At 32.0% G+C, this 23,280-nt stretch carries 14 protein-coding genes; 1 reads left to right on the forward strand and 13 read right to left on the reverse strand.

The window, feature by feature from the left end:
• Window positions 1-47 precede the first annotated feature (47 nt).
• The 9 genes from QMG30_RS04440 to QMG30_RS04480 all read right to left on the reverse strand — a co-directional run bounded on the left by QMG30_RS04440 (window position 48) and on the right by QMG30_RS04480 (window position 13,838).
• Window positions 48-1,046: a LacI family DNA-binding transcriptional regulator gene (locus tag QMG30_RS04440; protein ID WP_281812614.1), complete on the reverse strand. Its 999-nt coding sequence runs from the start codon at window positions 1,044-1,046 to the stop codon at window positions 48-50.
• 145 nt (window positions 1,047-1,191) lie between these two features.
• Window positions 1,192-2,175: a carbohydrate ABC transporter permease gene (locus tag QMG30_RS04445; RefSeq protein ID WP_281812616.1), complete on the reverse strand. Its 984-nt coding sequence runs from the start codon at window positions 2,173-2,175 to the stop codon at window positions 1,192-1,194.
• Window positions 2,176-2,177: 2 nt separating this feature from the next.
• A complete protein-coding gene (locus QMG30_RS04450) occupies window positions 2,178-3,074 on the reverse strand; it encodes a carbohydrate ABC transporter permease (protein ID WP_281812618.1) in 897 nt (298 codons plus the stop codon).
• Complete coding sequence (locus QMG30_RS04455) at window positions 3,071-5,332, reverse strand: DUF5696 domain-containing protein (RefSeq protein WP_281812620.1); 2,262 nt, start codon at window positions 5,330-5,332, stop codon at window positions 3,071-3,073. The genes QMG30_RS04450 and QMG30_RS04455 overlap by 4 nt, the downstream gene beginning before the upstream one ends.
• Complete coding sequence (locus QMG30_RS04460; RefSeq protein WP_281812622.1) at window positions 5,329-7,344, reverse strand: YIP1 family protein; 2,016 nt, start codon at window positions 7,342-7,344, stop codon at window positions 5,329-5,331. Before QMG30_RS04460 ends, QMG30_RS04455 begins: the two co-directional genes overlap by 4 nt.
• Complete coding sequence (locus tag QMG30_RS04465; RefSeq protein WP_281812624.1) at window positions 7,341-8,216, reverse strand: carbohydrate ABC transporter permease; 876 nt, start codon at window positions 8,214-8,216, stop codon at window positions 7,341-7,343. Before QMG30_RS04465 ends, QMG30_RS04460 begins: the two co-directional genes overlap by 4 nt.
• Window positions 8,217-8,261: 45 nt before the next feature.
• Window positions 8,262-9,185 carry a carbohydrate ABC transporter permease gene (locus tag QMG30_RS04470; RefSeq protein WP_281812626.1) on the reverse strand — a complete coding sequence of 308 codons (924 nt, stop codon included), beginning with the start codon at window positions 9,183-9,185 and terminating at the stop codon, window positions 8,262-8,264.
• On the reverse strand, window positions 9,175-12,165 hold the full coding sequence (locus QMG30_RS04475) for an extracellular solute-binding protein (protein WP_281812628.1): 2,991 nt from the start codon (window positions 12,163-12,165) through the stop codon (window positions 9,175-9,177). Before QMG30_RS04475 ends, QMG30_RS04470 begins: the two co-directional genes overlap by 11 nt.
• A gap of 68 nt (window positions 12,166-12,233) precedes the next feature.
• Entirely contained in the window at window positions 12,234-13,838 is a 1,605-nt protein-coding gene (locus QMG30_RS04480; RefSeq protein WP_281812630.1) for an ABC transporter substrate-binding protein, read from the reverse strand.
• Window positions 13,839-14,282: 444 nt separating this feature from the next.
• Between QMG30_RS04480 and QMG30_RS04485 the strand changes: the two genes are divergently transcribed.
• Window positions 14,283-15,170, forward strand: a complete 888-nt coding sequence (locus QMG30_RS04485; protein ID WP_281812632.1) for an AraC family transcriptional regulator — start codon at window positions 14,283-14,285, stop codon at window positions 15,168-15,170.
• A 17-nt stretch (window positions 15,171-15,187) separates the two neighbouring features.
• Here QMG30_RS04485 and QMG30_RS04490 read toward each other — a convergent pair whose 3' ends face one another.
• The 4 genes from QMG30_RS04490 to QMG30_RS04505 form a co-directional block, all read right to left on the reverse strand.
• On the reverse strand, window positions 15,188-16,234 hold the full coding sequence (locus QMG30_RS04490) for a glycoside hydrolase family 15 protein (RefSeq protein ID WP_281812634.1): 1,047 nt from the start codon (window positions 16,232-16,234) through the stop codon (window positions 15,188-15,190).
• A 176-nt stretch (window positions 16,235-16,410) separates the two neighbouring features.
• Window positions 16,411-17,388 (reverse strand): 6-phosphofructokinase, encoded by a 978-nt coding sequence (gene pfkA / locus QMG30_RS04495; protein WP_281812636.1) that lies wholly within the window; start codon window positions 17,386-17,388, stop codon window positions 16,411-16,413.
• A gap of 49 nt (window positions 17,389-17,437) precedes the next feature.
• Window positions 17,438-20,896 carry a DNA polymerase III subunit alpha gene (locus QMG30_RS04500; RefSeq protein WP_281813407.1) on the reverse strand — a complete coding sequence of 1,153 codons (3,459 nt, stop codon included), beginning with the start codon at window positions 20,894-20,896 and terminating at the stop codon, window positions 17,438-17,440.
• Between the two features lie 166 nt (window positions 20,897-21,062).
• A complete protein-coding gene (locus QMG30_RS04505; RefSeq protein WP_281812638.1) occupies window positions 21,063-23,225 on the reverse strand; it encodes a methyl-accepting chemotaxis protein in 2,163 nt (720 codons plus the stop codon).
• Window positions 23,226-23,280: the final 55 nt, after the last annotated feature.

The following is a 23,280-nucleotide window of genomic DNA, read 5'->3' on the forward strand; positions in this document are numbered from 1 at the left end:
CCTCCTTGTGTTTTTCATATTTTATATAAATTTGTTTCATATATTATTTAATGTACAGATGGAAGTGTTGATTCTCTGACAATAAGTTCATGTTCAAGCTTTACTATATAACTACTATTCAGATTTCCTTTAATTCTTTCAAACATTATTTCCATTGTTTTCTTACCAATATCATATCTAGGTTGTGCTATAGTCGTGATGGATGGCTCATACATAGGTGCTATACTATTATTATCAAATCCCATAATAGCTACATCCTTGGGGACTTTCAGCCCTTGTCTTTTTAATTCTTTTATAGCACCCACTGCAACTAAATCTGATATACAAAAAACTGCTGTCGGTGGTTCTTCTAGTTCAAATAATTGTTTTATTCCTCTTATTCCACCTTTATAAGAAAAGTTTTGATAAACGATGTATTCATCATTAAGTTGCAATGAAGCATCTTTTAATGCTCTTCTGTAGCCATTCATCCTATCATAAGATGATCCTACATTATTGACTGTTATCATAGCTATTTTCCTATGACCTAGCTTGATTAAATGTGAAGTAGCATCATAACCTGCAACTTCATTATCTATAGTTATAATAGGAGCTTTTATGTCCTTATTATATTCATTACATAATACAACAGGATATTGTTCGGCTAACTTGTTAAATTCTTTAGTACCCATAGCAGTACAAGCGAAAATTACTCCGTCTACTAGTTTATTTCTAAGAAAATCAAGATAGACATTTTCCAGATTAATATCTGTATTGGTATTACAGATTAAAACATTATATCCATTTTCATGTGCTGTATCTTCCATTCCCTTTACGATCTTAGAATAAAATGGATTAGCTATATTTTCTAGTAACACTAATATCATTCTTGTTTCTGATCGTCTTAAGTTCCTTCCTAATAGATTTGGCTGATAGTTCAATTCATCAATAACAGATTGAACTTTATTTCTAGTATTCACTGAGACTGCTCCACTATTATTCAGTACTCTAGAAACAGTAGCAACAGATACGCCTGCTTGTTTAGCCACCTCTTGTATAGTTGGCATACTTAACCTCCTAATATTTTTGTAATTGTTTACATTAATTTACTATTATGCCTGATTTTTTACTAATATAGCTTATGTAATCCGTTACACTTAATTTACAACAAATATCTACTAATGTCAACAGTATTTTTATAATTATATTATATTATTCTCCAGTAATACCTGTCTTATCTATACTCTCTACAAACCATCTTTGTATGAACAGATACAATGCCGCCAACGGAATGATTGAAAGTATTGTTCCCGCAAATATTTTGGCTTCAGTAAAATTAAGATTAGGATTGACACTTGCATCTCCTTTAACACTTTGGGATATGACCTGCCCAAAATTATTTTGTAGATTACCCAACAACATAGGTACTGTCTTTAATTTTCCATCCAAGTATAGTGATGTGGAGAATGTTTCGTTCCAATATAATGAGAAACTATATACACATACTATAATCAATGCAGGTCCTGCCATAGGTACAGCTATTTTGATAAATGTCTTGAATGGTCCTGCTCCATCTATAAATGCGGCTTCCTCTAGAGACTTAGGTATCATTTTAAAGAACTGATAGAAAATCAGAATGAAAAGTGCTGCCTGTTCTCCCTGCCCTGTCAGTGCTGGAATCAATATGGCACCTAGATTACCCTTCAATCCTAATGCAGAATATATCTGGAATCTAGGTATGAAAAATAACGTCTTGGGTACTATGAACGTAAATAGCATTAACACAAGCACTAACTTCTTGCCTCTAAAATCGAATCTTGCCAATCCATAACCTATAACTCCTGATGAAATAGCTACACATAACATTGAAAGTCCTGCCAATAGAGCTGTCGTAAAATAAGAGTTAGGTAGATTAAGAGCTTTCCATGTCATTTTATAATTGAATGTATATAGTTTGGAAGGTATCCATTGTACTGTATTATCGACTAAGTCAATATTAGACATGAGACTTATGGATATCATATATATAAGTGGATATAGAAACACGAAACTGAATACAATCAGTATAAAATATACGCATAACTTATAAATGAAACCATCATTATTCTTCATACCGAACAGGAATTTTTTCATACCTGGTTTCTTCTTTCCAAGAAAATCTTTAGTCTCACTGTAATGCTGTTTTAATCTATCCATCGTCAAACCTCCTTACTATTCTTTCTGCTTCTAGTAATGAAATACAGAATACTGATTAAGATAATCTGAAGGAAGGAATACAGAATTGATAATGCGGATGCATACCCTTCTCTTCTTGAACCATCATATTTTGATTCCATTATTATATTATTGATAGTATTAGTTTCAAAATTAGCAAGAAAGACTACTATAAAAATAACCACAACACTTACAAGAGGATAAATATTAGGTAAGGTAATCTTCCAGAACGTACTCCATGAAGATGCTCCATCGATTGCTGAAGCTTCATAGACACTTCTATCTATCTTCTGCAATGCCGCAAGAAAAATAAGTATAGGTACAGCACTATACCATAATAATTCAACTACTGTATTGAAAATCAATACTATCCCTAAAGTTATCGTTTTATTGGGAACGACCATAGAGATGACATCGACAATAGCTTCATTGATATTTATGGACATACCTCCGTACTCGCTCATATTTTTCATTAGCTCACCATTCAAAATGATAATGGGCAAGAAGAACAATAATCGAAAAAAAGCTGTTCCTTTAACTTTTTGATTCAAAAGCATTGCAATAATAATGGATAAAGCTATAATTACTGGAACATATAATAGAGTAGTCATAAAGAAATTCTGAGCTTCAACTACAAAATCCACATCTTCAAATAATATACGTCTGAAATTATCCAAACCGATCCACTCATACTTCCACCCTGTTTCATTTCCATAAAAAACATTATTGAAACTCATATAGATTGTCTTATATAAGGGATAGGCTACAAAAGCAATGAAACCGACTATCCATGGACTGATGAAACACAGTCCTGTCAAACCTCTCTTGCGTTTTAAATTGAATCTATTTCTTTTACCAATCTTTTTTTGTTTTTTTATCATAAGACCACGAATCCTTTTCCCTTAATGGTTACATTATTATAGGTATAATCAAAATCATTATAATTGATGATTATCTTCTTATTGTTAGCATATTTCGTCATGACAACATTATCATCAATGTAAGTATGATCGATTAACTCACTTCCCATAACTTGACTTAATACTCCATTGATCTTCTCATAATAATCATCTATTCTTTCTCTTAGATATTTATACTGAGAGACATAAACATTGGATGAATCTGTGTGTTTGATACTGTATGTAGGTTCCCCAGTCAAGATAAATGAAGGATATACACCAAATTCTATTAATCTCAAAATTGATTCTTTATCATTAGATGAAAAATTCATATATGGTGAATACATATCCATCTTACCGCTTATTACAAGGGATACTAGAGGTATGGTTTTATCTATGAACATTAGGTTGGATGAATAAATCGGTGTTTCATAACTATCTGTCATATATGGATATAGATATGAATCAGCCTTGTATATATTGGTTTCTATACCATTATCGTCTAGATAACCCATAACATTCTTGATATATTCCATACTCTCATTACTATATCCGATAGTCCCTTTATCATAATGAGTAAACAGACTTCCTGTAAATCCGTCAAAAGCAATTGAGTCAATACCATATCTTTTTATTCTCTTCACATCACTCTTGGCGAAATCCATAAAATATTTCGGATCATTCAAATAATTATAGAATCCCAGTTCATCATTTTTTACATTAAGGTCTTGTCTGCTCATCTTGCTAGCAGTACATTTAGTTTTCTCATGGTTGGTTCTTGCATAGTTCATATAATAATTGAACTTGATATCATTATCATCATAATAATCAAGTACTTCCTTTAATTTCTTATCTCCACCTAATTTTTTGAGAACTCCAAATCTATAAGCTTCTTTGTCAGCAACATAAGTCTTGAATGATATGTTTAAGTTATTTTTTCCACTCTCTATCAATTCTTCTGCGATTTCTTTTGATTGTTCATAAGATGTTGCTTCTACATTTTCCACACTGAATGTACCCATTTCTGTTTCATTATTGATAAAATCTGTTTTTAATGGTATATTTAATTTTTTAGTATCATTTTTATTGCTGAATCCATATTTGTTGTCAAGGAAACAACTATATCCTTTTGCTACACCTACATAATCGGCTTTGTCACCGTTAAGAAAAACATAACGCTGTACCATATCGAATTTATTAGGTTCTCTCTGAAAACCTAAAACATGCTGTTCTTCATCAACTCTGCTCTGGAATTGAGAATAAGCAGTTCTATAATTATAAGAGAAATATGACTGATAATACTCTGTAGAAACATTTTTGGAAACATAATTATAAGTTGCATAACTAGCTCCGTTTTCTGCAATTACTAGAACACCTGCTTCATCTTCCTCATGTATTATTCCATATATGGGAAGTACAATATTCTCTAATGGTTTTACAGAAATATCTTCAAACTCTAATGTATTTTCATAGCCTAGGTCTTTACCATAAACAGGAGCCACATAGCCTGTTGCATACTTGGGAGTTTCGTCAAGTCTGATAGTTGCACCTGAACCGTCTGGTATTACTATATAACCGTTTTCCTGAACTTTGGTGGAACCGAAAAAAGGATAGAGCAGGATTTCATTGATAGATACGTCATTATTGCCAGGAGTCCATAACTTTTCGCTATATTCTTCTATACTCTCTCTAGGTATGGTTGCAATCAGGTCTCCACCTTGTATCTCAACAATGAGATTGAACTTAATCTGTGGTTTCGTGAAATCAATGGCAACTGAGAATCCATTATCAAGTTTCTCATAAGTCTTATCTACACCGTCATTCAGAACCGTCCTTTTTCCTGGAGTGAATTTATCATAAGTTATAACAGAAATACCTGATTTTATATAATTTAACATTTCTTTACTTATATTTTTTTCTTCAGCATTCATATCCACATCATAGGAATACCATGTGTAACCATTGATTTTATTTCTTACTGCTATGGCTATACAATCTTTATCCAGATATAATTCCAGCTGATCATTTTCAGCCATTTTTTCAAATGAATCAGGTATCAAGAAATTATAATCATCCTTTTCATCAATAGGTATATCATTATTAACAACAACACTGGTATAATCATACTTTTTCATAGAAATTCTTTCAGGAGCTTTGTCAAAATATTTCTTTACACCTATTACCAACAATACTGCCATGATTAAAAAAACAAATACATAAGTAGTTTTTTTGTTTTTCATCGGTTTATCACCTCTCTTATTATTTCATATAGGAAGCTGTATATCTGGTTTCCCAATGAATAGAGAATAAATAGGAACACTGCAATTATTAACATAGTGAATATGCTTTTGAATATAACCAGACAGGTTTCCCCGACTTCGAAATTATGTATATCTTTTATCATGAAGAACATTAGGAATGCTATCCATATAATCAATATGTCAATAGGTATGTTATAAAAAACAGCCTGTTCAAGTGTCAATCCATTACTGATTATGGTTACCAAAGGCATTATTATGATAATGGGAGTCAAAGCATACGCTGTAGCATTATATACATTACTTATACTCCCCTCACCGTCATTTATACTGCAAATCAGATAATTGGATATAACCCATAACACCGTAACAAAAACTATACTGAATAATTTGTATAAAATGAAATCTGTCCCGTCAGTTACAAATAATATATTGCTATATCTCTTATGTATAACGTATACTCCTATAGCTAATATATAGATTATGGTCGATGATATCTTAGATACTCTATTCTCCATCTTTATTTTATAAAATCCATCTAAAGGATGTTTCAAGAATTCAAAAATGAAGCAAAAGTCATCTATGAACTTTATCTTTTTCACGATAACCAATTTCTTATTGATTTTCTTGTATAATCCCGTTCTCTTATTCAATGACCTAAGAATCAGTCTAACCAATATCAATGAAAGTAATATTATCAATATGATATTAAGATTGTTTTCTAGCCATTTCTGACGTATTTCCCAAAATGCTTTTGATACTCCATCTTTATATTCTGCATCATAATATTCATCATATGCCTCTTCATATCTATCATTCCTCAGATAAGCATCACCAAGACCCACATGGGCATTATCGAATATTGAATTGTACTTGAGAGTATAAGTCCACAGGTCTTGACTTTCATTATAATTACCTTCCTGATATTCAAGCATGGCCTTATGAACCGCATTAGTGAATTCCGTTGCTTTGTATGTCTGGATTAATTTAGTACCCTGGTCGATTATTATTACATCGTCTGCTGAATTGGTTGCGATACTTACTGGTCTACTGAATAATCCTAAACGACTCGAACTGAAATCTTTTCCTCCATATAGAAATAATAGATTTCCTGTTGAGTCATATTCGAATACCCATCCTTCCGAGCTTACTGAAAAAACATTATTGTATTGTCCAACCCATACACTTTCCATGGAATATATACCTACCATATCATCTGGAAAATAATTGTTGCCAGAAATATTGAATTTCTTCACAGGATTGGATTTGATGGACGAAGTAACCGTATAAATGAATCCTTTATCATCTATAGCTAAATTACTAGGTACGTCAGGAAAAATTTTCTCCAATTTGTCTTCTTGATTTTCAGTCAAGAAATATGACCTTATCTGATCTACTATAGGTACTTTCAAAGGATTGGCACCAAAAAATGTCAGAAATTCTCCTTCCCTATTCAACATCATCAATCCATTGATGGAACCTGCACTTCTTACATAAATATTTCCTCTAATATCTACTGCAATATTAGTAGGTCGAAATTTATAACCTTCCTTGAATATAGGCGAATCCGGTTCTCCTATTTCTTGTATCAGATTAAGACTTTTTTTATCAAATACATATATTTTACTGTTATAGCTGTCGACTACATAGATCTTATCATCAGTAACAAATGTACTTTTTACCGCTTCGAATTCATCACTTTTCAATTCTTTATAGAAATTATAGTTATTGTCTAGAATATATATCTTATTATATCCACTGTCAGTTATGTAAACATAATCTTCCTTATCAACAAATACATGTTCAGGTACTTTCAATCTTTCACCATTGATTATGGAAATTTTATTAAGTGGTGAGTACGCTGTCTGTGTCCTGTTGATGTAACCGTCCTTATCACTGGTATAGGTATAATAAGGAGCTTCTGCATTTACCGTTAGAACATTAAAGAACATTACCATTATTATCATCATAAAAATATATTTTAGTTTTCTCAATTTTTTATCCCCGTATGAGCCATGGAATCCATGACCTTATTCTGTAATATAATAAATAATACTAGGTTAGGAACAAACATTATGAGTGCAGCCACAGCTGACATTCCTGCTCCTGCAACAATATTCCCTGAACCTGATACTAAAGTGTTCATATAAAATGGTAATGTTCTTAATGCTTCACGGTCAACAAATATATTAGAACCCTCAACGTTCCCCCAACTAGTTTGGAAAGTCAATATAGCAACAGTTACAAGAGGCGGTTTTATCAATGGAAGAATGATTGTAAGATATATTCTCCATTTGGAAGCCCCATCAATTTTCGCTGCTTCAATTAATTCATCTGGAAGTTGGTCTATAAACTGCTTCAACAGAAATATTCCTATAGGCATAGCTAACAAAGGTATTATGTGTGCCAAATATGTGTTAAATATTCCTAGATTGACTATAATCAAAAATCTTGGTATAGCTACAGCAACTGGTACGAACATCAAAGCTAGAGTATTTATCCTATTAAACGTCTTTTTCCCCTTGAACTCTAATTTCGATAGAGCGAAAGCTGCACTGGAACTAATTAATAGTGTAAGTACTATAACAATGATAGTTACCATGATACTGTTGAACAGATACCTTGATGCAGGTATTCCTGATTCAGCCGAAAAATTGAACAGCAGCTTGAAATTCTCCAGAGTAGGTTTTCTAACGAAAAATCTAGGTGGATATGCAAATAATTCCGTAAAAGGTTTGAATGCATTGTTAAAAATAAATATTATAGGCAGTGCCATGAAAATTGATAATATAGTTAAGAATATATGAAACTTCAATTGACTACGGTGGAACTTCTTAGGATTGAATTTGATTCCGATGTTCGTCATTTTACTCACCTCGCAGTTTTATATTGATTGATGCAATTGTCTCGATTAGTTATCTCCAAAGAGCTTATAACTTATCTTATTGAAAATCACAACAATTATTAGCAGTACAACAGTTATTGCAGATGCATATCCCATCTCATAACGAATGAATCCATAGTCATTAGCATGGTCTACAATCATCCACCCAGCATATTGTGGTGGTGGTGTTCCCCCACTTAATGTGGCAGCCATCCCAGATGCATTGAAAGTACCAATGATAGCCATGACAGCACCAAATAGCATTTGAGGTTTCATTGATGGTATGGTGATATAGAATACTTCTTGCCATCTATTGCGGATACCATCAATGTAAGCCGCTTCATATAAGGTCTTATCTATATTCAGAAGTCCAGCTAACATGGCAAGGAATCCAACACCCATACTTCCCCATAATCCGATGAAAATCATAATGGGCATTAGATGTTCTGGAGATTGTAACCATTGTATTGGTTCATTTATTAACTGCAATTTCATTAACCAGTAGTTCAGATATCCTGTTTGGTCACCACTGAATATGACTTTCCACACTACGGACATCATAATAGGTCCAGTTATTGATGGAGAATATATGATAACCGTATATATGGTTCTTATCCTATGGGGCACTTGTGAAAGCATCCAAGCCAATAGAAAAGCCAATAGATATCCTATAGGACCAACTATCAAGGAATACATGAGTGTATTAGATATTCCATGCTGTAGAAATACAGAATCTCCTGTTAACAGATCTATATAATTCTTGAATCCTACAAACTTAGGCATTTCTATGGTATTGAAATAAGTAAAGGATAATCCTATTGCTACTAATACGGGCAATACTATCAATATGACAAACAATACTCCATAAGGTAGAATAAAAATATATGGTGATTCTTTTATATTACTCAATTTCCTTTTGGACTTTCTTCTATTAATGGATCTATTCTTCATTCTGTCTCACCCACTTTTCTACATTATGTATGTCCGGAACAATATATTTCTTAACAAGTTTGTCATCCTCTATATAACCGAATTCTTTCAATTTTCTCTTGAATTCACGGTTGATGGTAGCAACAGCATCATCTAATGCTATTCTTGGATTCTCTCCATCAAAAACCACTTTGTTCCATGCATTGCTTATTTCTCTTTCAAGCATATAATCACCGGGTACCTTACCTGTTGTTTGAATCCATTTCCATTGTTCCAGAATTACTTTCTTGGAGTCCGTTGGCCATGCACTTCTTCTGAATCCTTCAATATTAGCAGTCATATATAGGAATTTATCTCCTAATGTAGATTGAATGGCATAAGAAAAATCACTCTGTATCTCAGCACTTGACCACCATTTAATAAATTCCCAGCTTGCCTCTTTCTTGGAACTGTTATTGAATATGATACTTGATGTTCCATAGGTAGGGTCCCATCTCTCAATTACTCCTTCTGAATTCTCAATACCAGGAATGGGCAGGATACCCCATTGACCAGAAAGTTCTGGAGCTGCATATTTCAACTGGATATATGTGTTAGCATCACCGATTCCCACAGGAGTTTTTCCATTTCTAAACTTCTGATAGAAATTTGATGTGGTTATTGGTACGTTATACACTGTAAATAAATCAGTCATGAATTCAAAAGCTTCATAAGAGTTTTTCTCGTTAATTATTGTTTTACTACCTGTACTATCGTAAAGTCTTCCTCCAAACTGGTAAATAAATGGTGTTGTAGTATCCAATCCTTTTAATGAAGAATCAGAACCTAGTGGTGTATAGAAATTCATATCATATTTCTTGAGTATAGGGATCAAGCTTGTGACATCTTCCCATGTTTGTGGAGGTTTCACCCCTAAGAAATCCAATATGTCTTTTCTATAAAACAAGAGTTTGACATCTTGTGTCTCAGGAATGGCATAAACTCCCTTATCATAGATAAAAGGTATGAAAGCACTCTTATCAAATTGTTCTGCAAGGTCAAAGAATTCTTCATAACCTCGCAAATCTTCCACAATACCACGAATGGCGAATTCGAATGGTTTGGTATGACTAATTCCAATAGCTGCATCAGGTGTATTCTGTGCTGAATTCGATAATATTATCTTATTTTCATCTGGCAATAATGATAGATTGACTTTTATTCCTGTTTCTGGTGTAAATTGCTCATCTATCATCCTTTGCATTATTTCAACATACAACCTTGATTTATTTACCCATATTTCAATAGTATCATCATCAACTTTATCTGATTTATTGTATTTGGGGTCCAAGAAAGAATAAAAAAATGATTTGACATTCTCTTTAGCCTTAGTAACAAATGGTGATTTTGCACCCGCTATTTTTTTGTCATTATGAATATAAATTTTATCCAAATGCATTGGATTATATATCAATGTGGGTAATATGGCATTAATACGTCCATAAGCAGATGATTCCCCATCATTGAATTTACTCATATAATGTGGTAGATCCTCAGGATCTTCAATAAAATCTTCTATATAGTTCATAGCAATGTTCAGTTCAGATATTATAGGAAGATCTTTATCACCTGTATACTCTATCAGTGCTGTTTTTTGGATATCTATCTTTTTATAAATCCCATCCAGATATGTACGTATTTCAGGTATATATTTACTTATCTTCCACTTTCTTTCTTTATCTACTAAGCCACCTGTCAATTTTTTAATTTCTTTTGATATAGCTTCAATGCTGTCAAGAGTATTTAACAATTCGTGATATATGTCACGCACTTTCGTATTATCGATTGATAAAGCTAGCATGTGCTCACCTTTTTCAAGATAGATATCATAAGGATTGCCTTCCTTATCAGAAAGTGTTTCATTTTTCCAATTACTTGTGTAACGAAAATCATAATAAGTCAACTCACCAAAAGGTACTTCTCCATCGATGCTAATTCTTCTATGAGTTGATAATCCGTTATTGGTATCTTGACTATATTTCATAGACAAATTATAGAAACCACTCTCTTCAATATTGAATCTATAGATAACCTTATCTCCACTATCACCAAATGAAGCACCATCAAGTACATTAAGAACTCTGTTTTTATAAGCATATGGAGTTATACTTGGATCTCTTATGTATTTAGCTCTAATACTCTGTCTACTCTTGATTGACATGTCTTCTGCCTCAATGATAACCATTTTATTCAACGGTTTTCTTTCTTTTTTTATATTGGAGATATATTGTTCATAAGTTGATATTTCCTTGATGGTATTTTTCATATTGATATCGCCCAATAATAGATAACCTTCATTAACTGTAATATCAATCTTGTTAATCCCTTTATCAAGCTTGAACTTTAAAGGTTCTATATAGAAAAAGTTAGGATCTTGGCAAGGTACATTATCCCACATCATCTTCTTAACGGATTTTGGAGTCAATTCATCTCCATAACGGTCATATTTTTCTTCATCGATTGGTTTGATTACCTGCCACTTCATTGGTAGTTCGATCTTATTGGCTTCATTGTATTGTTTTTTGTCGTTAACCGTTATTTGTATCTCTGGTCTAAGATAAGTATTATCCATGATATAATAATCCAACCAGATCTCATATAGACTTTCTTCAGGTATGTCAACTTCAAAACTGATATTATCACCTGGCTCTAGATATTTGACATCTGATCCATAATCGTAGTTATCGTTTTTGCTATATATATTACCCCCTCTTGTTTTTTTACTTTCTATCATATATTCTTTACTTGATACAGGTATCACATCAGCCGTCCACTTCTTATTGATATTATAATAATTGGTTTCACCTGTATAAGTATCAGTATATTCTTCAACAGCTTTTATACTGTTGCTGCTATCAATAGACGCTAACACGTCAACATCAGATTCATTTTCTTTAGTGTTGACAATAATAGTACAAACTACTATTAGAACACTACAAACTAACAATATCCATTTTTTCATAGTTACCTCACCTTACAGCTAATATAATGGGGCTATAAAGATAATATAGTCCCATTTTATTTTTGATATTATTTTTTCTTGTATTCTCTAAGGTACTCTTCCAAATAATTGTTCATCAGATCATCCCATTCTGTTGCAATATCACTGTACCTAACGCCTTGGTCTTTTATCTGATTCTTGATATCCCAGATCTGAAGTTCTGCATAAGCCCTTGCCACAGCAGGAATATTTCTTGGATAAGGCACTGGATTGGATAACATTTGTTGAAAATCTTTATTCTTGAATGCTTCAAAATTATATATTGCCAATTCACTGTCTTCAGGGAAACCTTTTACAAGAGGATGATATTTAAGTACTTCCTCATTAGTTGTTATTGGCCATCCTTGTACGAAATCCATTAAGTTGTCCTCTGCCCTAAGAGGTGCATCCTCTGGAAGATTACTGTATTCATCTATTAATGCCCAACGTGATTTCAGCCCTTCTTCTCCATATGTCAACCATTTCAATAATTGAAAAGCGGCTTCCGCTTTTACAGGATCATCTTCTAAGTCTTTGGATAGACTTAATGTATCGTAATAAGCTTGAATTGATGTAGTTCCTCCTTCAGGCGCTTTTGGCATTGGATAGATATCAATATCAAGCTCTCTATCTTTGTTGAGAGTCTGGATGTCAGTAGAAAAAGAATATAACCAAACATTACCTACTGCTTCTAATCCATCCCCCCATGGCCATCCGAAGTTACCACATTTGGCAGTTCTCTCTTCTTCTGATAAATCATAGAAATGCAATCCTTCTTTTCCTTCTTTGGCTACCAATTCAAACCACTCACCGAATTTTTCGCTATTAGTGAAATCGAATCTTCCTGTTTCAAAGTTATAACCTTTCCATCCATTAGGTATGCTGTCAAAGTAATTAGGTCCTATTTCTGAGAAATCAATAATACCTGGAAATATAGGGTTATTAGGTGTCAATTTTGCAACTTCTTTACGTAGATTTTCATAATCTTCATATGTCCAATCATAACTTGGTATTTCTATGTTATTCTCTCTTAACAATTTCAGATTAAGTGCTGGCAGTCGACCGACTGATTGATATGGTATACCATATACGATTTTTTTATCGTATGATTGCATAAATTCTTTTGCATTTTCAGAAATCATTGAAGCTTCTTCATCTGATTCAAGATATGGTGTTAAATCTAGGACCAACTCTCTGTCATACACTTCTGCTGACATAGGTGAATAGAAAATATCTGGTAATGTACTCTCTACTGATCTGGCTGTGAGCATTTCCAATTCTTCAAAATCGTCAATTTGCTCTTTGAATTGAGTATCTCTAGTTACCTTAATGTTAGGATATTTTTCCATGAATTTCTTTATATTCAAAAACATTGCATTTTGATTATCTTCTGTACCATAAAATCTCATTGCAAAAACTAATGCGATTTCTTTCTCTTGCCAATCTGGTATTTCATTATTATCTTCATCAATACCTACTATTCCATCGTATGATGATAGGTTATCCGTATCTTGCTCTTTTTCAGAAGTGATATCACCTTGTTCTGATTCAATATCACTACCTTCACTCTTTTGTGTAACTTCTTTACTGTTGCCACAACCAGTGATGGATACTATCAACACTAACATCAATAGAAAACTACTAAATTTCTTCATATAATGCTCCCTCCTATATTTTTGTAATAACCAAACTACTGTTACCTCAACTTTCCCTACTATAATTTATGTAGGTAGCTTACCTGCATAGGATATTGAAGTGGAAAGTGGAATTATTGAATTAATGACTATAACAACTTTCTATTAATTCAATATCCAATAATAGTGTAAATTCTCATAATATTATATACGAATCATCCAATACACAACTATCATTGTCCAAATAATTGTTTATATTTTTGAAATCGTTTACACTACAGTTAGAATTATATCTCTAATTTTAATAATTATGAATGTATAATCCCGACTTATTTTGTGTAAAACCGATAAATATATATTTTCTTTTAGTGATAAGTTATTGAACGTTATATGAATGTGGTATAATTAATTACTAATATCTTATACACGTTTAGTAAATAAATACCATTAATGGATGTGATGATTGTGCATTTCCAAATTAATTTAGATATAATGCCAAAAGTTAGATATATAGGATACATCAATTATGTTGAACCTTGGATTCATTTTTCTAGAGAATCAGATGAATTCATTTTATACATAATTGAGAATGGAACAATGTACCTAGAAGAAGATTACAAAGAGTACATACTCAAAAAAGGTGATTTCTTTCTATTGGAACCTAACAAATTTCATAAAGGTTATAAAAAAGCTTCTTGCAGCTATTATTATGTTCATTTCAAACATCCTGAATTGACATTAACTGATAAGAAATATATTGAAAGAATGATGCTCAAACGCAAATTAGCTCTAGAAAGCGATCCTTTTACTGAAGATATTTCTACGGAATCTATATCTTTTTTTGGAAAACACTTCAATATATCCAACAAATTGCTCCTAATAAATTTGTTCTATACCTTTAAAGATGCTATCAATGATTATTGTAAGAAATTAGAGGACTATAAGATATATACTTCATGTAAGCTACATGAAATCTTCATTAAAATCTGCAGAGAGTATTTGACTATTATAATGAACAATCAAAAAAAACCCTTACCTAGGGTTTATCATACTGTACAAAATATTATTGATTATATAAATGATGAATACCAGAAAAAATTGACTAGTACGGATATAGAAGAGATATTTGAATTGAATTATGATTATTTAAATAGAGCTTTCCAAAAAATCACAGGATATTCTATACTCAATTATCTGAACATCATAAGAATAAATAAGGCAAAGGAACTTATTTCTTCTACATCACTAAAAGTATCTGAAATAGGATATCTAGTAGGCGTAGAAGATCCCTACTATTTCAGTAGATTATTCAAAAAGTACGTTGGTGTTCCTCCTTCTAAATACAGAATATAGTTCATTATTTTTGTAGTCTATGCTTTTTTTGCAATAATGTACATTGCATGTGCCCATATTGATGGACAAACAATATCGCCATAGATTTCTTTCCATCTCTCTATATAGTCATAGTTCAGTACTTTATCTATTATTTGTTCGGGTAATTCTCCATTACCATTACTGCGATTTTCAACCCAGTTAATCAAAATATCTAGTTTACTGGTATTTCCTACTTTTTTGTAATACCAAGCTAACCAACACGTTAAATTTATCCATCTTCCACCACCAAAATATGAGTCGGAACCATATCTATGTAATCCGTTATCATTTAGTAGTGCTTTTTCGATTTCTGATACTGTTTTTATCATTCTATCATCTGTTAATTCTATAACATGAAATGGTAATGCCAAAAATAATAAACTTGAATCGATATCATCGTAAAATGCATATTTGGAAAATCTTCCTTCTATAACACAATTTCTTAATATATAAGTTTTTATCTCCATAGCTATTTTATTGTATTCATTTTTGGGGATTATATCATGTGCTTCTTGTAATCCTCCACAAATACATGCCAATGTGGAAGTATGAATTCTGTCGTCTTTTTCTTCCCAACATCCGAAACATGGTGATTTCCAGAAGCATTCCAAATATTTTGCGACAAGTTCAATGCTCTTAATATAAACATCCTTCTTTTGATTTGTCATTTTCATATGTTGACAAATTCCCCATAACCATACCCCATAACCATCAAGTTGGAAATTAGATCTTTGTTCATCTTCTATTCCATTATCATTGTAGATTGAGTAAAGATAATCACTGTTCAGAAGTTTTTCGTTGTTCTTATATCTTTTGATTGCATTTGCGATTTTGTATTCCAATTCTATAATTTTCTTACTTGACCAATCATAATACTTATCACCTACATTATAATCTCCCATTATATCCAAAGCATATACACTGAAACTGTTATCTTTTAAAAAGCAGTATTTATATGCCCAATGAGTATGACTCCCTATGATAATACCTGATTTTAGTTGACTACCTTTAATTAAATTAATACTTTTTTCAATTAAATCCATATTGCCTCACCTCACTACTACTAGAAGAAAATTTATGCAATAACCCCTTAACGCACATGAAAATGCTCATATTTCATCTGCTATAAAAGCAGGACTTTCCCAGAAGGTAAAAATAGCTGAATTCTGTCCACTACAGAAATCAGCCTTTTCTTACAAGCTATTATGAATTAAATAAATTATATTGATAATATTTTACTGAGTTCATATCTTTTATCACTAATGGATTTTTTCATTTTCAATGCTTCATTTATATCATAATCAAGATATCTGCCTTCCTTATATGCTACTACTCTATTGGTTTTCCCTTCACTTAGTAAATCAACTGCAATCGATCCCATCATGGATGCATGCATTCTATCTACAGCAGTAGGACTTCCTCCTCTTTGTAGATGTCCTAATATAGTAGCCCTTGTGGATATTCCTGTTACTTCTTCTATTTTCTTAGCTAATTTTACTGAATCTTCAGAAGATCCTTCTGCATTAATGATTAAGTTGTGTCTCTTTCCTTTATGTCTGTTCTCTATAATCATTTTTATCAATTTCTCTTGTTTTATATTTTGTTTTTCAGGTAAAAGCACTGCTTCTGCACCATTTGCGATACCTGTCCATAATGCTATATATCCTGCATCTCTACCCATAACTTCAACGACTGAACATCTTTCATGTGAAGTGGATGTATCTCTTATTTTATCTATTGCTTCCATTGCTGTATTGACTGCTGTGTCGAATCCGATAGTATAATCTGTACATGCTATATCCAAATCAATAGTACCAGGTACACCTATAGTATTGATTCCAAGTCCAGCTAGTTTTTCAGCTCCTTTGAAAGAACCGTCTCCACCAATAACTACCAATCCATCAATACCGAAGACTTTACACATTTCAGCTCCTCGTTTTTGTCCTTCAGGTTCAATAAATTCCAAACAACGTGCTGTATGAAGTATAGTTCCTCCTCTTTGGATAATATCTGATACATCTTTTGAACCCATTTCATGGATATCTCCAGAAATTAATCCATTATATCCTCTTTTAATACCAACAACTTTTTTCCCTTTTGCTAACGCAGTCCTAACAACAGCTCTGATTGCTGCATTCATTCCTGGAGCATCTCCACCGCTAGTAAGAACTCCAATAGTATTTATTTCTTTTGCCATATTTTCTTACCTCCGTGTCACATTTATTTGAAAGTTAATTAATTAACAATTATAATATTCTCTTTACTTTAACACATTCTTGTCCTAAAATCAATTTTAATTTTGACAATAATTCTCTATTTATGTTAACATTCAGGTTATTAGGTAAATGCTTGATATTTTTTTCTTTCTCCAAATATATGATTACTTTATTTTCACCTTTATATTCCCCAATCAGCTTAATAATTTCATCATATAATTTTTGGTATGTCATGTAATCTTTTATCTTAATATATAGATTACTACGTACATTATCGAATGGAATCATTTTCTGAAGTATGATTTTTGAATCTTGCTCTTCAACAATACTCACTCGTCCTTTTACAAATATCTTAGCATCTTCATTCAATATATTTTTATTCTTCTCATAATCTCTAGGAAATATTATGACTTCAACCATACCATATAAATCTTCCAAAGTTATAAATGCCATCATTTTATTATTCCTTGTGGATTTTACAGTTTTAGATGTTATCATTCCTCCAATAACTACTTCTTGTCCGTCATATAATCTACTGATTACTTCTTCATCTTCAGAATAAATGAAATCACTGCTTCGTACATTGGATATAGTGTTTATCATATCTTGATGTTTTTCTAGTGGATGACCGCTTAAATATATTCCCAGTACTTCTTTTTCATTAGCAAGAAGCGCTTCTTCTGGATATTCTCCCACATCAGGCATATGTTCTTCAAATTGAGTTTTTGTAGTATCTTCATCAGAAGCAAAATCAAACAAATTCAATTGTCCTTCTATACTCCTCTTCTTGGTCTGAACTATTCCATCCAATATTATTTTGTAAGAATGCATATATTGTTTTCTGGTTCCCTTTAATGAATCAAAAGCTCCTGCTTTAATCAAACTTTCAATCATTCTCTTATTGAGTTCATTTCCAGCTAATCTTTCACAGAAATTAGTTATACTGCTATATTTTCCATCCTTATTCCTCTCTGCAACGAGAGAATTTATAGCTGATTTTCCAACGCTTTTAATGGCAGCAAGACCATATCTTATTTTACCTTCTGATACTGAGAAATCACCATATCCTTCATTAATATCTGGAGGAAGTAAATTTATTCCCATATTTCTACACGTACCAATATACTCAGATACTTTTGAAGAATTATGCATAACTGATGTCAACAATGCAGCCATGAACTCCACTGGATAATATTTCTTCAACCATGCTGTTTGGTATGCCACAACAGCATAACATGCAGCATGAGATTTATTGAACGCATATTTCGCAAAATCAATCATTTCATCATATATGGTATTTGCTACTTTTTCAGGGATTCCATTATTGATGCACCCTTTTACGTTTTCTTCTTCATTACCATATATAAAATTATGTCTTTCTTTCTCCATGACTTTTACTTTTTTCTTAGACATAGCCCTTCGAACTAAATCACTTCTACCTAAAGTATATCCTGCTAGATCCCTAACAATCTGCATTACCTGTTCTTGATATACTATACACCCATATGTAGGTTGTAGAATCGGTTCAAGTTCTGGACATGTATATTCAATCTTTTCAGGACTGTTTTTACCTCTTACATATTTTGGTATAAAATCCATTGGTCCCGGTCTATATAGAGAAATTCCAGCAATTATATCTTCTAGGTTCTCAGGTCTCAATTCCTTCATGAAACTTTTCATACCAGCACTTTCAAGCTGAAAAATACCTTCTGTCTTTCCGGAACCTACAAGATGATAAACTTCTTCGTCATTATAATCAATATCATCTATAGTAACATTGATTCCATTGAATTTTATTTGTTTGAATGCATTTTGAATTACCGTAAGAGTCCTAAGCCCCAAGAAATCCATTTTCAATAGTCCAAGTTCTTCTAATGTCGTCATAGTGAATTGTGTTGTAATGGCACCATCGTTAGCATTAAGTGGTACATATTCCATTACAGGCTTTTGACATATTACTACACCTGCAGCATGAGTAGAACTATGTCTAGGTAATCCTTCCAACCTCTTAGACATATCTATCAGATATTTTGTTTCTTCATCTTCTTCATACAGAGTTCTAAGTTCACTATTGATCTTTAATGCTTTCTCAATATTGATTCCTAGCTCTGCCGGTATCATTTTAGCTACTTTATCTGCTTGTGCATAAGGTAAGTCTAGTGCTCTACCTACATCTCTAATAACCGCTCTAGCTGCCATAGTTCCAAAAGTAATAATCTGAGAAACCTTATCTTCTCCGTATTTTTCTACTACGTAATCAATTACTTCCTGTCTTCTTTCGTAGCAAAAATCTATATCTATATCAGGCATACTAACTCTCTCAGGGTTCAAAAATCTTTCAAATATCAAGTTATATTTGATAGGATCGATATCTGTTATCTTAAGTGTATATGATACTATACTACCTGCTGCTGAACCTCTACCTGGTCCTACCATTATATCATTATCTTTTGCATATTTTATGAAATCCCATACTATAAGGAAATAATCCACATACCCCATTTGTTCAATAACTGAAAGCTCGTAATCCAGTCTTTCTTGTAATTCATCTGACGCTTCAGGATATCTCTCTTCCAATCCTTCTTGACATAGTTTTCTAAGATATGTTTTAGCATCATAACCTTCTGGTACATCAAATCTTGGTAATTTAGTATTACCGAATTCAAATTCTACATTACATCTTTTTGCTATCTCACATGTATTGTTAATAGCTTCCTTAGCATAAGGAAAAAGCTCCGACATTTCTTCTGGAGATTTCAGGTAGAATTGTCCTCCTTTGTAACGCATTCTATCTTCGTCATTAACTTTTTTATTGGTCTGGATACATAATAATATATCATGGGCTTTGCTATCTTCTTTATATGTATAATGAACATCATTGCTGGCTATAAGAGGTATACCCGTTTCTTTACTTAATCTTATAAGTTCTTGATTTACTTGTTTTTGCTCCTTATATCCATGATCCTGCAATTCAAGATAAAAGTTACCTTGTCCAAATATATCATTGTATTTAAGTGCTATCTCTTTACCCTTGTCATATGATACATTCAATATAGTAGACTGGACTTGTCCACCAAGACAAGCACTTGTCCCTATTATACCCTCGCTATATTGTTCAAGTAATTCCAAATCTATTCTTGGTTTATAATAAAAACCTTCTACGAAAGCCTTTGATACTAATTTCATTAAGTTCTTATAACCTATTTGATTTTCTGCCAATAAAACCAGATGATAGATAGAAGAATCCAGATGTGAGTCTTTATCAGTTCTTTTTCTTGCAGCAACATAAACTTCACACCCTATTATAGGTTTGATTCCTTCTTTTTTACAGGCTCTATAAAAATCTATAACTCCATACATAACTCCATGGTCAGTAATAGCTATGCTATCCATTCCTAACTCTTTTGCTCTAGCAACAAGTTCTGTTATTTTACTAGAGCCATCTAATAGACTATACTCTGTATGGACATGTAAATGTGTAAAATTAATTTTATCTTGTACAGCCATTTCAAATCACGCCCTTACTAATCAAAATACATAATTAAAAGTAAATAATATTTTATCATTTAATATCTCTTGTTTACTAATTTTATCATATAATCTAGAAATCAACAATAATTTGATAAAATAAAAAGGAGCCCGTAGGCTCCAATAATTAATCTATTTTGAATTCATCCATACTTTTGTTCATTTTTTCAACGACATCCGCTAGATCACTAGACATTTTCACAAGCTGTTCTGCTGATGATGTCTGTTCTTCGCCAGTGGCCAGAACTTCTTCAATAGCTGCTGCTGATTCTTGAGCTATTGAAGCTATACTAGTTATTGATGTTATTGCCTCATCTTGTATAACATCAAAACCAGAAAGCATATCAAATACTTGGTCTACTTTAACTTTTATCTGATCCATATTTTTTACGATAATGTTGAAAGCTTTGTCTGTTTTGTCAACAGCGTCCTGCTGTCTTACAAAGATATTGCCTCCTTCTTCTATCATCTTAGCTGTTTCATTAGTCGCTTTATGTACTTTATTAACTATTAAGGAAATATCTTTCGCCGCATCTTTTGATTGAACAGCAAGTTTTCTAACTTCATCAGCTACAACCGCAAATCCTTTTCCTGCTTCACCAGCTCTTGCAGCTTCAATCGCTGCATTAAGAGCAAGAAGATTAGATTGCTCACTAATACCATCAATAAGTCCAATTATCTTTAATATTTCTTTGAATTTATCAACTAGATTAATTATATCTTTTTTGAAGTTATTGGATAATTCTGTAGCATCTACAGTACTTTCATTTAATTCTTTTATGACACCTGTAGCTTCTACACTTATTTCTTTAGTCTCTTCTGTAGCATCTACAACATTATTAAAGTAACTTTCTGTTTCATTAAATTTGTCAATGAACTTTTTAACTATGTTTGCTGCATTCTCAGCATCTTTTGCTTGTTCCATAGCACCCTGTGATACTGATTCTACTGCTACAGTAACTTCTCTTGAACCAGCTGCAGAATGTCTTGCTATCTCTGATACCTGATTAGAGTTATTTGATACTACTTTAGTTAAATCTCTATTATTGTTGATTAGTTTTTTAGTACTTTCTAACATCATATTATAACTGTGGGATAACTGTCCCATTTCATATTTACCTTTTATATGAGATACTGCTGTCAAATCTCCATCTTCTACTAGCTTCATTTTATTTCTTATATATTTTATTGGATAACTGATATTGAATGATATTATACTTGATAATATTATCGCTACCAAACTGATTACCACACATAAGATGAATATTATTCTTTTTGTGCTATTAACTGTACCCAAAAATACTTTATTAGGTATCTGTTCTATGAAGAACCAATTGTTGTCGCACTGAATATAAGATGTCATTTTATTATTAAGATCTAGGTTGCCCATAACAACTTCACTATTCTCAGATATATCATCACTAATATCTTGGAACTCTTCGAAAGGCTCCCCAATCTTTTGTTCATCTGCATTATATATTATTACGCCATTTTCATCTATTACAAATTCATCTGATTGGTCTTCAACATCTTCAAAAACTTCTGTTAAATATGATTTCTTTACTTCAATTATCAATACTCCTATTTCATGGGCTGTAGATATTCTAGTTAATTTTCTCATCAGATATACACTATTTGGATTATCATAGACATTACTAAACCAAACAGCTCTACCTTTAGCTTTAGAAACTTTATCATATATCTCGCTCTCGAAAAATCCATCTGATATTGTACCATTAGTCGATCTACATTCTATAGTCTCATCTTTTTTTACTATAATTATATTCTTGATGTTAGTATTAGAATATTGTATGGAGAACAACTTTTCATTTATTAATGAATCTCTTTCTTTTAACATATCGAATAGATTTTCATAATCATCTTTACTTCTTGATAAAGTCTTCACCAGAGAATCATCACTCATAATCACCATGGAGTTGTTTTCCATTTCGTTTATCTTCATGTTTATGTTCTCATTGATGCTAGTTACTAGTTTTTCATTACTATCTTTTACTTGATCAGTCATTGTTGCTTTTACTATGTTTACTAGAACTAATGAAACTATTAATAATGGTAATACTGCTGCAAGCGTATGTGAAATTGTCAATTTTAGTTTCAATGGAAATCTTTCAGTTATAGACTTGTTTCCATTTTTTATGCTTTTCACATTTTCTTTCCGCTTAATCTTTTTATCTTTAATTTTTGCATTAATAGATTTACTTTTATCTAACTTTGATCGTTTAGCTTTTTTAGAGAATTTAATTTTATTTTTGGTTCTCTTACGTTTCACTAAAATCACCCATCCCATCTAGTTTGTCATTTGTAAAATTTCCATATATTACATA

This window comes from Vallitalea longa (genome assembly GCF_027923465.1).
GTDB classification, from domain to species: domain Bacteria; phylum Bacillota; class Clostridia; order Lachnospirales; family Vallitaleaceae; genus Vallitalea; species Vallitalea longa.